The organism is Aquirufa sp. A-Brett2-15D (assembly GCF_054558735.1).
This window is the reverse complement of record NZ_JBSKFT010000004.1, coordinates 96,361-112,615: the sequence shown is the minus strand read 5'-3', so window position 1 is coordinate 112,615 and position 16,255 is coordinate 96,361. Positions and strand designations below refer to the sequence as shown.

At 42.7% G+C, this 16,255-nt stretch carries 11 protein-coding genes; 7 read left to right on the top strand and 4 right to left on the bottom strand.

Annotated elements, in window-relative coordinates; genetic code table 11:
* Window positions 1-15 precede the first annotated feature (15 nt).
* Complete coding sequence (locus ACST14_RS10495) at window positions 16-3,879, top strand: S8 family serine peptidase (RefSeq protein WP_459463327.1); 3,864 nt, start codon at window positions 16-18, stop codon at window positions 3,877-3,879.
* Here ACST14_RS10495 and ACST14_RS10490 read toward each other — a convergent pair.
* Together ACST14_RS10490 and fcl are read right to left on the bottom strand one after the other, a co-directional pair.
* Window positions 3,876-4,631 (bottom strand): class I SAM-dependent methyltransferase, encoded by a 756-nt coding sequence (locus ACST14_RS10490; protein ID WP_459463325.1) that lies wholly within the window; start codon window positions 4,629-4,631, stop codon window positions 3,876-3,878. The genes ACST14_RS10495 and ACST14_RS10490 overlap by 4 nt on opposite strands.
* Complete coding sequence (gene fcl, locus ACST14_RS10485; protein WP_459463323.1) at window positions 4,631-5,569, bottom strand: GDP-L-fucose synthase; 939 nt, start codon at window positions 5,567-5,569, stop codon at window positions 4,631-4,633. Before fcl ends, ACST14_RS10490 begins: the two co-directional genes overlap by 1 nt.
* A gap of 105 nt (window positions 5,570-5,674) precedes the next feature.
* On the opposite strand from fcl, the gene ACST14_RS10480 reads away from it, so the two are divergent.
* Genes ACST14_RS10480 through can form a run of 3 tightly spaced genes read left to right on the top strand, consistent with a single transcriptional unit; the run spans window position 5,675 to window position 9,000 of the window.
* Complete coding sequence (locus tag ACST14_RS10480; RefSeq protein WP_459463321.1) at window positions 5,675-6,811, top strand: toxin-antitoxin system YwqK family antitoxin; 1,137 nt, start codon at window positions 5,675-5,677, stop codon at window positions 6,809-6,811.
* Window positions 6,812-6,841: 30 nt separating this feature from the next.
* Complete coding sequence (locus ACST14_RS10475; protein ID WP_459463319.1) at window positions 6,842-8,368, top strand: SulP family inorganic anion transporter; 1,527 nt, start codon at window positions 6,842-6,844, stop codon at window positions 8,366-8,368.
* A gap of 2 nt (window positions 8,369-8,370) precedes the next feature.
* The gene (can, locus tag ACST14_RS10470; protein ID WP_459463317.1) at window positions 8,371-9,000 is read left to right on the top strand and encodes a carbonate dehydratase; all 630 of its coding nucleotides are present in this window, start codon (window positions 8,371-8,373) and stop codon (window positions 8,998-9,000) included.
* Window positions 9,001-9,057: 57 nt separating this feature from the next.
* On the opposite strand, the gene aspS is transcribed toward can, so the two are convergent.
* Window positions 9,058-10,821 carry an aspartate--tRNA ligase gene (gene aspS / locus ACST14_RS10465; RefSeq protein WP_459463315.1) on the bottom strand — a complete coding sequence of 588 codons (1,764 nt, stop codon included), beginning with the start codon at window positions 10,819-10,821 and terminating at the stop codon, window positions 9,058-9,060.
* A 90-nt stretch (window positions 10,822-10,911) separates the two neighbouring features.
* Between aspS and crtD the strand changes: the two genes are divergently transcribed.
* Entirely contained in the window at window positions 10,912-12,381 is a 1,470-nt protein-coding gene (gene crtD, locus ACST14_RS10460) for a 1-hydroxycarotenoid 3,4-desaturase CrtD (protein WP_459463313.1), read from the top strand.
* A gap of 24 nt (window positions 12,382-12,405) precedes the next feature.
* Entirely contained in the window at window positions 12,406-12,882 is a 477-nt protein-coding gene (locus ACST14_RS10455; protein WP_459463311.1) for a DUF4293 domain-containing protein, read from the top strand.
* A 3-nt stretch (window positions 12,883-12,885) separates the two neighbouring features.
* Here ACST14_RS10455 and ACST14_RS10450 read toward each other — a convergent pair whose 3' ends face one another.
* A complete protein-coding gene (locus ACST14_RS10450) occupies window positions 12,886-13,854 on the bottom strand; it encodes a KpsF/GutQ family sugar-phosphate isomerase (RefSeq protein WP_459463309.1) in 969 nt (322 codons plus the stop codon).
* An 82-nt stretch (window positions 13,855-13,936) separates the two neighbouring features.
* Between ACST14_RS10450 and ACST14_RS10445 the strand changes: the two genes are divergently transcribed.
* Window positions 13,937-16,249 (top strand): RecQ family ATP-dependent DNA helicase, encoded by a 2,313-nt coding sequence (locus ACST14_RS10445; RefSeq protein WP_459463307.1) that lies wholly within the window; start codon window positions 13,937-13,939, stop codon window positions 16,247-16,249.
* The last annotated feature ends 6 nt before the right edge of the window (window positions 16,250-16,255 follow it).

Below are 16,255 nucleotides of genomic sequence, written 5' to 3'. Positions count from 1 at the left end.
TTAAATTAGCCTTCTATGAAGCTACGTATATTCTTTCTTTTCCTGATCAGCTACTCTGCACTGGCACAAGAATCCTTCCGCAAAGAGCGCGCTAACCGATTCGGCGTTGAACAAGATTTAATTTATCAGAACGCTCAGGCGACCGCAAAGAAAAAAGGAATCCCGCTTAAACTGGATTTAGGAAAAGACAAAGTCCTTCATTTCCAAGGCTTTTCTGAAATAGGGGAAGCACTCTATTTAAAGGCTGAATCGAATGCGCAGGCGGCGAAGATGACTAAGACGAACCTGCTACATCCAGGCGGAACTTTAGGCACTGGACTTACAGGTAAATCTGATTCAATAAAAGGAAAATTAGGAATGTGGGACGGCGGAGGAGTATTAACGAGCCATCAAGAATTCGGTGGTAGAGCTACGGCAGCACCAGCACAAACTGCGAGTACAAATGATCATGCTACTCACGTAGCTGGAATTTTAGTAGCAGGCGGCGTTAGCCCTTCAGCGAAAGGAATGGCTTATGAGGCGGATTTGAAGTTTTGGGATTTTTCGAATGATAATTCAGAAATGAGTACGGCTTCCACCTCCTTATTAATAAGCAATCACTCCTACGGTTATCAAGCTGGCTGGGTATACGACGAAACTAAAAAGAAATGGCAGTGGTGGGGAAATGACGCGGTAAGTGAAAATGAGGATTTTAAATTCGGATTATACGACGCCAATACCCAGACCTGGGATCGCATCGCTTACACTGCCCCTAATTACCTCATCGTAAAATCAGCTGGAAACAATAGAAATGAAAATGGTCCTGCCTCAGGAGAATACTATTTTTTACGTTCTACGAGCGATTCATCTAACAAAGCAAGAGCAAAAAACGATGGATATGATATCATTTCTACCTCTGGAACATCGAAAAACATCCTAACGGTAGGAGCTGCGTCTATTTCTTCCCTTATTCCCACGAAGGGATCCGACGTAAGTATTTCAAGCTTTACAAGCTGGGGTCCTACAGATGATGGACGAGTAAAACCTGATGTGATGGCCATAGGAACCAGTATGTTCTCTACAGATAACTCAAACGATAAAGCCTACGATACTAAAAGTGGAACTTCCATGTCTTCTCCACAAGCAGCAGGTTCTCTCTATTTAATTCAACAATTATACAATCGTCTAAATAAAAATACCTTTATGTTATCTTCCACTTTAAAAGCGGTGGCGATACATACTGCTTTAGATATGGATGCACTAGGCCCAGACTATAAAACGGGTTTTGGATTGATTCAATTAGATAGAGCGGCGGCTTTAGTGCGAAATGATGGAAACGGCCATTTACTAAAAGAGGAGAAATTAAATCAAGGGCAAACAAAAACCTACACATTTACAAGTTCAGGCAATGGCCCTTTAAAGGCAACGATCGCCTGGACAGATCCAGAAGCGTCGACGTCATCAGCTTTGAATGACCGTACTCCCCGATTAGTAAATGATCTAGACATACGTTTAACTAGTGGTTCGACGACTTATTTACCTTTCATCTTAGACCCTGCGAACCCTGCAGGCTTAGCTATCCCCGGTGATAATATCCGCGATAATGTAGAGCAAATAGTTATCCCTAATACCCTTCCTGGACAGACATTTACCTTAACAGTTAGCCACAAAGGTACCTTAAAGAATAGCGTTCAAGACTTTGGAATAGCGGCTTCAGGAATAGGTGGAACGGCTTATTGTGCTATTACTCCCACGACTACCACGACTAATTTTCAAACATTTACCTTAGGAACGGTCAAGGATTCAACCGGGCTTAAACCGGCATTTACTGCAGAATTTGGAGCTGCAGTTCCAGTGAAATTTAATTTTGCCGGATCCGGATCTAGACAGGTCCGCTTATACGCAGATTGGAATCAAGATGGAGATTTTATCGATTCAGGAGAGGAGTTATTTAATTCGGCAAATACTGCCACTACAATAAGCATTCCAAGCACCTTAAAGCAAGATAATTATTACCGAATGCGTTGGGTAGCAGAAAATGGCACAGGATCTGCGCCATCCTGTGGAGGAATTAGCTCTGGAGAATCTAAGGATTATGCTTTGCAAATCTTACAGGCTTCGAAAGATGTTTCCGCCGTTTCCATTGCTCAAATCACTCCTGGTTTTTGCGCTAGCAATGGAGTGACTAATTTTGTGGCCCGCATAAAAAATGCGGGATCTTTGACTCAAACAAATGTTCCAGTTTTATTAGAAATTAAATCTGGTACCTCGACTATAGGTACTGCTACTGGAACTGTAAGTAGTTTAGCTTCAGGCAGAGAAGTAGATGTAACACTTTCCGGAAACGTGACCTTAGTGGCGGGATCTAGCTATTCCTTCGAGCTGAAAACACAGTTAACAGCCGACCAAAATTCAGCGAATGACTTATTCACAATTAGCAAAACGATTGAAAATCCAGCCTCACCTGTGGTTACGGGAACGATTTGTAGCGGAGCAACTGAATTGAATTTAGCAGCGACTACTGGTAGTCCGCTTTGGTATAATGGTACAACATTTTTAGGTGCCGGAGCGACATTGAAAACACCGTCTACCGGGACTTTTTATGCGGCATTTGATAATTTAAGTACGACAATGGGCCCGGCGACAAAAGCAGATTTTGGGTCAGGTAATTACTACAGCAACTTTGGCCCTGAACCTATTTTCGTTGTCACCCAACCTACTATTTTAGAGTCAGCAGTCGTATACATAGGTACCTCAGGAACGGTGACTTTTGGAATATTTGACAAAGACACGGGCGAATTAATCGCCTCCGTTGCGAAAGATCTGACCGCAACTCGAACTTCTGCTAACGCCACTACAGTAAACAGTCAATTAATCGACGATAAAACGGACCCAGGACAAACGGTGACCTTAAATCTACCGTTCCCTAAGGCTGGTAAATACTTATTATCCCATGTATGTTCAAATGGCGCGTCTATTTTCAGAAGTAATCGTACGAAAGCAGATACAGTGAATGCCGTAACAAATATAGGCTACCCTTATACCATTCCTGGAGTACTTAGTTTAACTAGTGCTTTATTTAATGGAGCGGAAATTCAATCTGCCTACTATTACCTATATGGCATGAAGTTCAAATCGTATGCCTGCCCTAGCCCGAGAGTACAAGTGAATGTCACGACGGGCACTAGTCCTGTGGTCGCTGTTAGTCCGACAGGGGCTTCTAAACTTTGCCAAGGTGACAAGTTACTGTTAACAGGTACTCCTGCCTCCGGAACGCCTACCTACCAATGGTATAAAAATAGTGTAGCCATTCCTGGAGCTACAACGAATAAATTAGAGGTAAGTACCTCAGGAGCTTACGCGTTGTATTCAAGCTTCGATGGCATTTGTCCTGTATTATCACCTGCGTCCACTATTACAGTAACGAGTCCATTAGAACCGTTAATCACCTTTAATCAAGGTATTTTGACGACATCTGCTGGAACAGAGATCCAATGGTATTTGAACGACGTAGCCATCTCAGGAGCTACAGCCACTACGTATAAACCGACAGCTAATGGTATTTATAAAGTGAAATTAAAGGATGCCAATGGCTGTTTAGCCTCCGCATCTTATGGCATAACGATTTTAGCTGCCACGGCTGACAATCCTTATTCAACTTTTTATGCCTTCCCTAATCCGGCCAGCGAAGAATTACACATTGCAATCCCTAGCCCTTTTGTAGCATCCTCCTACCGAATCCGTATCAGTGATATGCAAGGGAGGGAGATGAGAGATTATAAAGTGGAGAGTAGAGATTATAGCTTAAGGGTAGATATCTCCGCTTTACCGGCTGGAAATTATGTACTGAATTTCCCAGAATTAGAAAACCAGGTAACCATTAAATTTCAGAAGAATTAAATTTTAGTTGTAGTTTTAGTTTTAGCCCAAACAAAGATCATTCGAGGCGATACTGCCTCATCGAAAGGCGCTAGTCTGTAGTCGCCTTTCAGGTCGACTAGGATAAATCCTGCTTGTGCGGCATAGGCGATGAAGTTATTCTTCGCCACTAATTCCACTTTTTCTACGAAAGAATAGTTTTGCCCATTATCTGTAAAATCAATTGATTTATACAAGTATCCTGCCTCTGACCAACGCTTTATCTGGAAAGAAATTCCGTCTCGTTCTACCGTTTCTATAGGGACTAAATTCGCTAGAATATAGGTCGGATTGAAGAAATCCAACACTAATAAGCCTCCCTCTTTTAAACCTGCAGAGAAGGTATTAAAGGCTTTTTGATTGTCATTTTGATCATCGAAATAGCCAAAACTAGTGAAGAAATTAAAGATGGCATCGTAGTGATTTTCTAAAGGCAAAGGTTCCCGTAAATCGTGCACAAAAAACAAGAGATCTTTGTTTTCAAACTCTTGGGCTGCCTCGATATTCGAAGGGGATAAATCAAAGGCGTCCACGGTGAATCCCAGTTGCGCTAACGTGATGGCGTGACGACCTTTTCCGCAGGCCGCATCTAAAACACGTGCTCCGGCAGTTAAACGTAGCTTTTGTTGAAGTGAGGTAATAAAACCTGCCGCTTCACTTTCGTCCCGCTGCGCATACAGAATGTGATAATAAGGGGAATCAAACCAGGTACTAAACCACTCTTTAGACTCCATTATTTGCGAATATTGACATTCGTTAAGAAATCATGGTAAGCTAAAGCGATCCCGTCTTTCAATTCAATTTTATGTTTCCAACCTAATGAATGCAATTTAGATACATCCATCAATTTTCTGGGGGTACCATCGGGGCGAGTTGAGTCCCATTGAATAGCCCCTTCAAATCCAACGATTTGCTTTACCGTTTCGGCTAATGCTTTAATCGTTACGTCAATTCCTGTCCCGATGTTCACCAGTTCAGAATCGCTGTAGGTTTCCATTAGATAGACACAAGCTTCCGCTAAATCATCCGCGTGTAAAAATTCGCGCATTGGGGATCCTGTTCCCCAAAGAGTCATGGAAGCATCACCGCGTTCTTTTGCTTCGTGAAACTTTCGAATCATGGCAGGCAACACGTGGGAGTTTTCTAAATCATAATTATCATTCGGACCGTAGAGATTCGTAGGCATCACCGAGATGAAATCACATCCGTATTGTGCCCGGTAGGCCTCGCACATTTTAATGCCGGCAATCTTCGCAATCGCATAAGGCTCATTCGACTCCTCCAGATATCCACTTAATAAATAAGACTCTTTTAGAGGTTGAGGCGCTAATTTAGGGTAAATGCAAGACGAACCTAAGAATTGTAATTTCTTGACTTTATTCACAAATGAGGCGTGAATGATATTGTTTTGGATGGCCAAATTTTCGTACAAAAAATTGGCTCGATAGGTGCTGTTCGCTATAATTCCGCCTACTTTAGCGGCTGCTAAAAACACATAATCAGGTTTTTCGCTGGCAAAGAAAGCAGCTACCTTCGCTTGGTCACGTAGGTCTAATTCAGCTGAAGTCTTCAGCAACAAATTCGTATATCCTACACTTTGTAATTTTCTAACGATAGCGGAACCCACCATTCCGCGGTGTCCAGCTACATATATTTTTGCTTCTTTTTCCAATGTTGTAATCCAATAAGGCCTCAAAAAATCCTTACAAAAATACACAAAGTCTCTGAGGTAATAAGTTTAATTCGTAGTTTTGGGAAAATTTATAGTGCGCTTATAATGCTGACTCGTTTACCCCTTTTCTGTCTACTTATTTGTTTGAGCCTTTTCGTTCAAGCACAGAATAGAGCTATTACGACCAATAAACCCCTCATAGACACCTCTGTTCATGAAAAAGGATTATTTAGCGGTCGATTCTCTACAGGTTTAGAAGACAAAGCGGCGGAAGCGAAAAAATTCAAAGAAGATAGCAAAGCCTTTATTGAGAGCTTGGGTGTGAAGGATTTGGGCAAAAAAATAGTCAAAACCGCTAAGAAAAAATTTCAACCAAAAGACGAATACGAAGGCATCAAAACCGAACGCAAACTAGGCAATTACGGAAGTGGCGTTCGAATGACCGTGGAAGAAGTTAATGTAGTCAAATATATAGAAGATGAGGTTTTAAGCCCCTATTCACAAGATATTTTCATCTTTGACCCATCACAATCCCGCGTTGTTTCGATTCCATTAAAAGACGCGAAGAACGCTCAAGTCTGCCACGGACCTTTCAAGAAATATGTGAATCAAAAACTCATCGAGGAAGGTTTCTACTTTATGGGCGCGAAGGATGGGCGCTGGGAAAACTATGGCCCTGAAAATGAATTAGAAAATAAGGTCTACTTCGAAAAAGGGTATACATCAGGGTCTATCATTCATTATTACGATGCGTCTAAAAAGAAAATTCAAGAGGTCATTCCTCGCTTTTATGGGAAAGTGCGCGGCACCTATTATTCCTTCTATCCGAGTGGAAGTCTTAAGGAAGACGGTCGCTTAGACGATAGCGTAAAAGTAGGCCGCTGGAGAGAATACCACGAGTTTGGTCGTGGCGGTCGCTTGAAAAAAGAATGGATATTCGCAAAGGATAAATTCGATACCTCCGAGCCTATTTTAATTCAGGAACGAGATCAACAATCGAAAGTGATTTTTCAGACCAAAGAACCTCTTTCCCAGCACAAGTCTGAAAATATCCCTCCGATTAACTCAGATGATGAAGATTTAGTGGATGAGGATTCAACCGAAAATTCGGACTATGTTCACCATTTGCATCCATATGCATTTTCGTACAGTTCAATTCGACTACTAATTCCTGGGGAAGACGCTGATCTTGCCTCAGGATATTTGAATATCCACCAAACCCCGCCTGATTTTACTGTTTAATTGATTTTCTACAACCATTTAAACAACTTTATGAAACAATCAGAATACATTCAATCCTTCATTAAAGGGGATTGGAAATCAGGAATTGCAGTCTTTTTAGTCGCTTTACCCCTTTGCCTAGGTATCGCTTTAGCTTCTGGAGCTCCCTTATTAGCTGGCCTTGTGGCTGGTATCGTGGGAGGAATTATCGTTTCTCTTATATCGGGATCAGAACTGTCTGTCAGTGGCCCAGCTGCAGGATTAACCATCATCGTGGCGACAGCCATTATTGAATTAGGTTCATTTCCGGGCTTTTTAGTAGCTGTCATACTTGCCGGTGTAATTCAAATTGCACTTGGGCTGCTGAAGTTGGGTAAAATCGGTGGATTCTTCCCTTCATCTGTCATTCGAGGCATGTTAGTTGCGATCGGAATTGTTATTATTTTAAAGCAAATTCCACATGCCATTGGGGATGATTTGGACTTTATTGGAGAATTAGAATTTAACCAAAAAGATGGAAAAAATACCTTTTCGGAAATTTTAGCCTCCTTTTCTACCCTGAAAGCTGGGGCTTTACTCATTTCTGCCATCGGATTAATTATTCTGTTTTCTTGGACGAAGCTAGGTGAAACATTTCGCTTTATGAATGCGCTTCCTGCCTCCTTATTTGTGGTTTTGGCGGGAGTGGCGATGAATGAAAGTTTTGCTTTATGGGCGCCTGATTGGTATTTAGGGGATTCGAAAGACCACATGGTGAATCTGCCCATTTTTGCTTCGACTAGCGAGCTTTGGGGTGGATTAGTTTCGCCTGATTGGAGTTTTCTTACAAATTCCAAAGTGTATTCCATCGCCTTGACATTAGCGATTGTTGCTTCACTAGAATCCTTATTATCCTTAGAGGCGACAGATTCATTAGACCCCTTAAAGCGAATTTCGTCACCAGATAGAGAGCTTTTAGCGCAAGGTGTGGGAAATGTAACCAGTGGATTATTAGGCGGGATTCCTATTACTTCGGTGATTGTGCGATCCTCCACAAATGTCTATTCAGGTGGAAAAAGCCGCATGTCTGGATTTTTCCATGGTATTTTACTTCTTGTCGCGGTGCTTGCTTTGCCGCTGTATTTGAATAAAATACCATTAGCCTGTTTAGCCAGTGTTTTATTGTACACGGGCTATAAACTTGCCCATCCTTCCGGTTTCAAAAAAGTGATTGCAGAAGGTTGGAAGCAATGGGTTCCCTTTTTAGTCACTATCGCCGTGGTCGTAGGTGTAGACTTGTTATGGGGAATCTTTATCGGGACTTTGGTAGGCTTAGTATTCGTCGTACTGACGAATTATTCGTCTGTCTTCACCGTTTTCATAAAGGGAAATGAGGTATTAATTAAATTCCAAAAGGACGTAACTTTCTTACACAAAATGGCCTTAAAAGAAGCGCTACGGAAGATTCCAACGGGATCTGAGGTATTTATTGATATTTCCAAAGTCCATTTCATGGACCACGACATTAATTTACTTATTCAAGAATTTATCGCCACAGCTCACGAAAGAGGGATTGAGGCAGATTTAAAACAGAAATAATCATGAAAGAATACAAAAAATTACTTTTGAGTAATAAGGCTTGGGCTAGTGAAAGACTAGAATTAGACCCGTCCTATTTTGACAATTTGTCGAAAACCCAAACCCCTCTTTTCCTTTGGATCGGTTGTGCTGACAGCCGCGTACCTGCGGAAGAAATCACGAATGTGGGTCCAGGTGATATTTTCGTTCATAGAAATGTGGCAAATATGGTAGTGCATACAGATATTAATTTATTATCCGTTTTGCAATATGCCGTAGAGGTTTTAGAGGTGAAACACATTATCGTTTGCGGACACTATAATTGTGGTGGGGTGAAAGCGGCGATGACCAATCAAGATTTTGGCCTAATTAATAAATGGCTTCGCAACATCAAAGAGGTCTATGAAAAACACTACGAAGATTTGCATGACATCAAGGATGAAACGGCTCGCTTCAATAAACTAGTGGAATTGAATGTCGCGCAACAGATCCAAAACTTAGCCAAGACGTCTATCGTCCAGAAAGCTTGGAAAAAACGCCAATTCCCTCACTTGCACGGTTGGGTATTCGATATCCACAAAGGCGAGATTAAAGAGGTGTTGAATATCAACGCCGGAGAATGGGAAAGCCCGGTGTTTAAATACGAGCTTTAACAAAAAAAGAAGGGGCCGCTGCGCGGCCCCTTCTTTCATTCTATTCAGTAAATTAAATTATACCGTCGTCTTAATCTTCAATTCATCTAACTGAGCTTGCGCTAAAGGAGATGGAGAATCAATCATCACGTCACGTCCCGCATTGTTCTTAGGAAAAGCAATGTAATCGCGTATCGAATCTGTTCCACCAAATAACGAGCAAAGGCGGTCAAAACCAAAGGCTAAACCACCGTGCGGCGGCGCCCCATATTCAAAGGCATCTAATAAGAATCCGAATTGAGCTTGCGCTTCCTCCGGAGTAAATCCAAGTACTTCGAACATTTTCGATTGCAGGTCTTTTTGGAAAATACGAATCGAACCTCCTCCTACTTCCACGCCATTCACGACTAAATCGTATGCGTTCGCGCGAACTTTACCCAATTCCCCAGCTAACATCAACGGAATATCCTCTGGCTTAGGACTAGTAAATGGATGGTGCATCGCAAACCAGCGATCTTCCTCCTCACCGTATTCTAATAGTGGGAAATCCACTACCCAATGTACTTTATAGTTATTCGGATCACGTAATCCCATACGTGTTCCCATCTCTAAACGTAATTCGTTCAATTGCTTGCGCGCTTTGTCTCCATCGCCTGAAAGCACTAAAATTAAGTCCCCTGGCTCCGCGCTAAACGCCGCTGCCCAAGTCGCTAAATCTGCTTCAGAATAGAATTTATCTACGGATGATTTCACCACGCCATCTGGTTGAACGCGGGCATAAATTAAACCTTTTGCGCCGATCTGTGGACGACGAACAAAATCCGTCAATTCATCCAGTTGCTTGCGGGTATATTCGGCTGCACCTTTCACACAAATACCGACTACCGTGTTCGCCGTATCAAAAACTTGGAAATCTTTTCCTGACGTCAAATCCACGCCATCGCCTTTCAATTCCACGAATTTCATATCAAAACGAATATCTGGCTTGTCCGAACCATAGTTTTTCATCGCGTCCGCATAGGTCATACGTGGCACCGTCCCGATGTCGACTCCTTTTACGTTTTGAAACAAATGACGAATCAATCCTTCAAACATATTCAGGATATCTTCTTGCTCCACGAAAGACATTTCACAGTCGATTTGAGTAAATTCTGGCTGCCGATCTGCGCGCAAATCTTCGTCCCGGAAACACTTCACAATTTGGTAGTAGCGGTCAAAACCCGAGACCATCAACAATTGCTTAAAGGTTTGTGGAGACTGTGGCAAGGCATAAAATTCGCCTGGATTCATCCGGGAGGGCACCACGAAATCACGCGCACCCTCTGGGGTTGATTTAATTAAAACGGGTGTTTCCACCTCGATAAAATCTTGCTTATCTAAGTAATTGCGTACTTCGCGACCCACGTGGTGACGCAATTGCAAATTTTCACGAATCGGATTACGACGCAAGTCTAGATACCGGTATTTCATGCGAATATCATCGCCACCATCCGTTTCATCTTCAATTAAGAAAGGAGGTAATTTAGCGGGATTCAATACGCGTAACTCGCTCACTTTGATTTCAATATCTCCGGTAGGCATCTTATCGTTTTTAGACAATCGCTCTACCACTATACCTTTAGCCTCCACCACAAATTCACGACCTAAACTACGGGCTAGCGTTAAAGCCTCCGCAGACGATTTTCCTTCCTCTAACATCAATTGAGTGACTCCGTAACGATCCCGAAGATCCACCCAAATCATTCCCCCTTTATCTCGTGAGCGCTGAACCCAGCCACAAAGTATTACCTCGGTGCCCGCGTGTTCGATGCGCAATTCGCCATTTGTATGTGTACGTAGCATAGAAAAATTTAAAATTCGAGCAAAATTACGGAAAAGGTCAGGGAGTGAAAAACATTTACCCTTTTATTCTTTTTTAGCTAATTTTGAGTTATGCCAAAAATAGGAATAGTCGGATCAGGTATGGGTAGCTTGGGCTTTGCCATTCGCAGCGCGGTAGCAGGGCACGAAGTCAGTGTTTTCGAGGCTAATGCCTATGTCGGTGGCAAACTAGCCCAAATTGAAATGGATGGCTTTCGTTTCGATGCCGGCCCGTCCTTATTCACGATGCCTCATTTAGTGGATGAATTATTCACGCTGGCAGGTAAAAATCCCCGAGATTATTTCTCTTATGAGCGATTGCCGGAGATTTGCCGCTACTTTTGGGAAGATGGCACCCGCCTGCAGACGAACGCTGCACCGGAAGAAACGGCGGCGGCGATCGCGGCTTCTCTAGGCGAATCGTCGGAAAATGTGGCGAGTTTTTTACGCGGAATCGGCGAGAATTACCACATCATTAGCGAATTGTTTTTAGACAATTCCTTACATTCTTTATCTACGTGGACAGGACCAAAAGCGCTAAAAGGTTATGCGAACCTGCACCGTTTGGGCTTATTCAGTACGATGCACCGCTCTCACCAGCGGCGTTTTAAGAACCCTAAAACGGTTCAATTATTCGACCGCTATGCCACCTATAATGGCTCGGATCCCTACCAAACGCCTGCAACTTTATCGATCATCCCCCATTTAGAATACAATATCGGTGCCTTTTTTCCGAAAGGAGGCATTATTAGCATTCCGCGTGCTTTGCATCGCCTGGCAACGGAATTAGGCGTGAAGTTTCATTTAGAGGAAAAGGTTTCTAAAATAGTGACGGAAAATAATACCGCCACAGGTCTAGAGACAAACAAAGGTTCGTACACATTCGATTACATCGCCAGCAACGCGGACATTCGGCCGAGTTACGAGAAATTACTGTCACAAGAACCAGCGCCTAAGAAGCTATTAACCCAGCCCAAATCCAGTTCCGGCATCATCTTCTACTGGGGAATGGACCGCAGCTTCGACGAATTAGGCGTACACAACATATTCTTCTCAGACGATTATCAAGGCGAATTTAAGGCCATCTTCGAGGACAAAACCATCAACAACGACCCCACCATTTACTTGCACATCTCTTCTAAAATGGAAAAGAACGATGCCACGGAAGGTGGCGAAAACTGGTTCATTTTGATGAACGTTCCGGCGAACGAAGGGCAGGATTGGGATGCGCTCGTGGCGAAAATGCGTAAAAATGTGATCGAGAAAATTTCGAGAACTTTAGGCGTGGATGTAGCGAAACACATCGTGGCAGAGGATTATTTAGACCCGATACGCATCGAAGAACGAACCTCTTCTTCTGGTGGCGCACTCTATGGAAATGCCTCGAACAACCGCTTTGCGGCCTTTTTACGCCATCCGAATTATAGAAATGCCATCAAAAACCTGTATTGGGTGGGTGGTAGCGTCCATCCGGGAGGTGGAATTCCGCTTTGTTTATCTTCGGCAAAAATTGCAGCGAAGCTTTTTGTAGAAAATGCGTAATTTCGCCTATTAATTGATAAAAATATGATTCAGAGACCACAATCCATTTTCTTAGCCCTAGTAATCATTGCGAATAGTATCGCGACATCGGGCATTTCTATTTGGCAAAAAATAGGTTCATCTGGCCAAAAAGCCGAGCTTTTCGCCAACCAATGGCAATTATTCCAAAACGAAAAAGAAGTGGCGGCGCATAGTACCATCGCGATCGCACTTTTAGTGACTTTATCGACGATAATCACCTTAGTGACTGTCTTCTCATTCAAAAACCGTATCCGTCAAATGATGCTAGGTTTGATCAATTCCCTGGTATTAGCAGGAGCGATGGGTTATGCTTTTTGGGTAATTTTCAAGGAGGCGGTGCCTACTTTTGAGCCAGAGATTCAGGGCAAATATGGTTACGGATTCTACGCGTTGGTGGTTTCGCTGCTAGCGAATATGATTGCGAACCGTTTGATCCGCAAGGACGAGATGCTAGTGCAATCGTCGAATCGTATGCGGTAAATTTTAGACGATACCCTCTTTCAACAGGTCGTGGAGATGTACAAATCCCACGGCCTTTTTATTTGCCGTCACCACCAACTGTGTGATATTTTTACTTTGCATGAGTGCCAAAGCTTCGGTAGCAAATGCCTCCACTTCAATCGTTTTGGGAGTTGTATTCATCATATCCGCCAAAACGATAGTAGACCAATCTTTCGAATTCTCTAACGTACGGCGAACGTCACCGTCTGTAATGATTCCCACTAAATCCCCTTTCGCGTCTAACACCGCTGTGGCGCCTAAACGCTTCGATGAAATCTCGTGAATGGCCTCTTGAATAGATGCGGAATGCGGAATAGCAGGAAACTCGTGTATCGGATAAAGATCCGCCACTTTTAAATAAAGGCGTTTGCCTAGGGCGCCGCCTGGATGGTATTTGGCAAAATCATCCGCCGTAAATCCTTTGCATTCTAACAAACAAACCGCTAGCGCATCGCCTAAAGCCAAAGCTACCGTCGTGGATGTGGTAGGTGCTAGATTCAATAAATCTGCCTCTTGATCCGCTAAGGCATGTAATATATAATCAGATTGCTGGCCTAAATAAGAATTCTTATTCGAAACCATCGCAATTAACTTCACTTTCAAACGCTTAATCAACGGCACTAACACCTTTATTTCCGGCGTATCGCCAGACTTCGAAATGCAAATCACCGCATCGCCGTCCTGAATCATTCCTAAATCCCCATGAATCGCATCCGCCGCGTGCATAAACAAAGCCGGAGTCCCGGTGGAGTTCATGGTGGCGACGATTTTTTGGGCAATAATGGCCGACTTACCTATTCCTGTAAATACAATTCTTCCTGGAATACTTAATAAATGTTCCACACAAGCCTCAAAACGGGAATTAATTCCGGCGCTCACTTGCAGAATTGCCTCTGCTTCCTGAGTTAAAACATTTTTTGCTGTAGATTGGATATTTTTGCTTAATTTCAATGTTAGAAGAATTTATAGGGGCAAAGATAAGTAGAAGCCCGCAGAAATTAACAATCGCCGAAACATCACATATAATCAAATTATGCCCCATCCAATAACTATCGATAGCTTAAAGGAACAGCTAAAAAAAACCTTTGGATTCAGCCAATTTAGGGGAGAACAAGAAGCCATTATTTTAAATACCGTTCAAGGCAAGAATAGCTTTGTTCTGATGCCTACGGGCGCGGGTAAATCGCTTTGTTATCAATTACCTGCTATTGTGATGGAGGGAACAGCCATCGTCATCTCCCCATTAATCGCTTTGATGAAGAATCAAGTGGACCAAATGGTGGCTTTTGGCATTAATGCTCAATTTTTAAATTCCTCTTTAACGCGTGCTGAAATCAACCGCGTAAAAGCTGAGGTCATTTCTGGAGTCGTTAAATTATTATATATCGCCCCAGAATCGCTGAATAAGCAAGAGAACTTGAACTTCTTAAAACAAGCTAAAATCTCCTTCGTAGCCATCGATGAGGCACATTGCATCTCGGAATGGGGACATGATTTCAGACCTGAATACCGCAAAATACGTACCATCATCGAGACGATCGATGAGAAAATGCCCATCATTGCTTTAACGGCAACGGCGACACCGAAGGTGCAAATCGACATCCAAAAGACCTTAAATCTAGAAGATGCAACCGTATTTAAAACCTCCTTCAATCGCAAGAATCTCTATTATGAGATCCGCTCGAAGAAAGATATAGACAAGCAATTAATTCGTTTCATTAAGTCGCATAACGGGAAAGCGGGAATCATTTATTGCCTTTCAAGAAAGCGCGTAGAGGAAATTGCTGAATTATTGCACGTGAATAGTGTGAAAGCCCTGCCCTACCACGCCGGATTAGAACCACAGGTAAGAATGTCGAATCAAGAAGCTTTCTTGAATGAAGAGGTGGATGTGATGGTGGCGACGATCGCTTTTGGAATGGGAATCGATAAACCTGATGTGCGTTTTGTGATTCACTATGACGCCCCTAAATCATTAGAGGGTTATTACCAAGAAACGGGGCGGGCTGGACGCGATGGTTTAGATGGGACTTGTATCCTATTTTATACCTACGACGATATATTGAAATTAGATAAGTTTAATAAAGATAAAGCCGTTACAGAGAAGGAGAATGCCAAAATTCTACTATCTGAAATGGTCTATTACACGAATTTAGGTGTTTGCCGACGTAAGCAATTATTGCATTATTTTGGAGAGCACATGGCAGAAAACTGCGGATTCTGTGATAATTGTATGCACCCTACACCTACTTTTAAGGCTGAAGACGAAGTAAGTTTGGTCTTGAAAGCAGTGCAACAAACGGGGGATCAATTCGACGCCGAACACATCGCAGACTTCTTAGTAGGTAAATCCAATTCCTTCATTGCGAGCCACGAGCAGGAGAAGTTATCCTTGTTTGGGACAGGAAAAAATCTTTCCTGGATTAGCCCTGAAGTAGATGAGGACGACGACGATGATGACGACGATTCAGATGAGGACACGCCTAAGAAGCCGAAAATGCGCAAAACCGCATCAAAGCCAGTGCCCATCGAAGACGAAAAATCACCTTGGATCTCGTTTATTAAGCAAATGGCGATCTTTGGCCTCCTAGAAAAAGACATCGAAAATTATGGTGTTCTTAAAATTTCTAAGGCCGGTACCGCTTTCCTAAAGCAATCCTTCCCTATTACCTTTTACCGAGATCATGACTACGAAAAAGAGGCAGAGCCTACAGAAAGTGATGATGATAGCGCGGCATTAGGCGCGAAAGCCTATGATGATGCGCTTTTCGAAATTCTGAAAACCCTACGCAAGAAAATTGCGAAAGAGAAAAATTTACCTCCTTACGTTATTTTCCAGGATCCTTCTTTGGAAGAAATGGCAACCACTTATCCGACTACACAGGACGAAATGGCCCAAATCAACGGGGTAGGAATGGGTAAAGTGGTGAAATTTGGTAAACCTTTCATCGAAGTAATTAATCGCTATGTGGAGGAAAACGAGATCGAAACAGCGAAAGAAGTGGTGGTTAAATCGACGGTTAATAAGTCCAAAATAAAGATTTACATCATCCAACAAGTGGATCGTAAAATCGACTTAGACCTGATTGCCGAACAAAAAGAGGTCAGCATGGCGGAATTGATAGAGGAAATCGAGACAATCTGCTTCTCTGGAACGAAACTTACCCTGGACTATTACATTAATCAGGTCATCGAGCTAGATAAGCAAGACGAGATTTACGAATATTTTATGTCTGCTGACACTGATGACATCGCGGATGCATTAGAAAATTGTGAGATTGAAGATGTGACCGAAGAGGAACTTCGATTAATGCGTATTAAGTTTTTAAGTGAATTAGCCAATTAATCAACA

Bases quoted from the DNA above. Each gene is read 5' to 3' on its own strand.
- ACST14_RS10495 (WP_459463327.1), top strand. From the start codon at position 16: ATGAAGCTACGTATATTCTTTCTTTTCCTGATCAGCTACTCTGCACTG.
- ACST14_RS10490 (WP_459463325.1), bottom strand. From the start codon at position 4,631: ATGGAGTCTAAAGAGTGGTTTAGTACCTGGTTTGATTCCCCTTATTAT.
- ACST14_RS10480 (WP_459463321.1), top strand. From the start codon at position 5,675: ATGCTGACTCGTTTACCCCTTTTCTGTCTACTTATTTGTTTGAGCCTT.
- ACST14_RS10475 (WP_459463319.1), top strand. From the start codon at position 6,842: ATGAAACAATCAGAATACATTCAATCCTTCATTAAAGGGGATTGGAAA.
- can (WP_459463317.1), top strand. From the start codon at position 8,371: ATGAAAGAATACAAAAAATTACTTTTGAGTAATAAGGCTTGGGCTAGT.
- aspS (WP_459463315.1), bottom strand. From the start codon at position 10,821: ATGCTACGTACACATACAAATGGCGAATTGCGCATCGAACACGCGGGC.
- crtD (WP_459463313.1), top strand. From the start codon at position 10,912: ATGCCAAAAATAGGAATAGTCGGATCAGGTATGGGTAGCTTGGGCTTT.
- ACST14_RS10455 (WP_459463311.1), top strand. From the start codon at position 12,406: ATGATTCAGAGACCACAATCCATTTTCTTAGCCCTAGTAATCATTGCG.
- ACST14_RS10445 (WP_459463307.1), top strand. From the start codon at position 13,937: ATGCCCCATCCAATAACTATCGATAGCTTAAAGGAACAGCTAAAAAAA.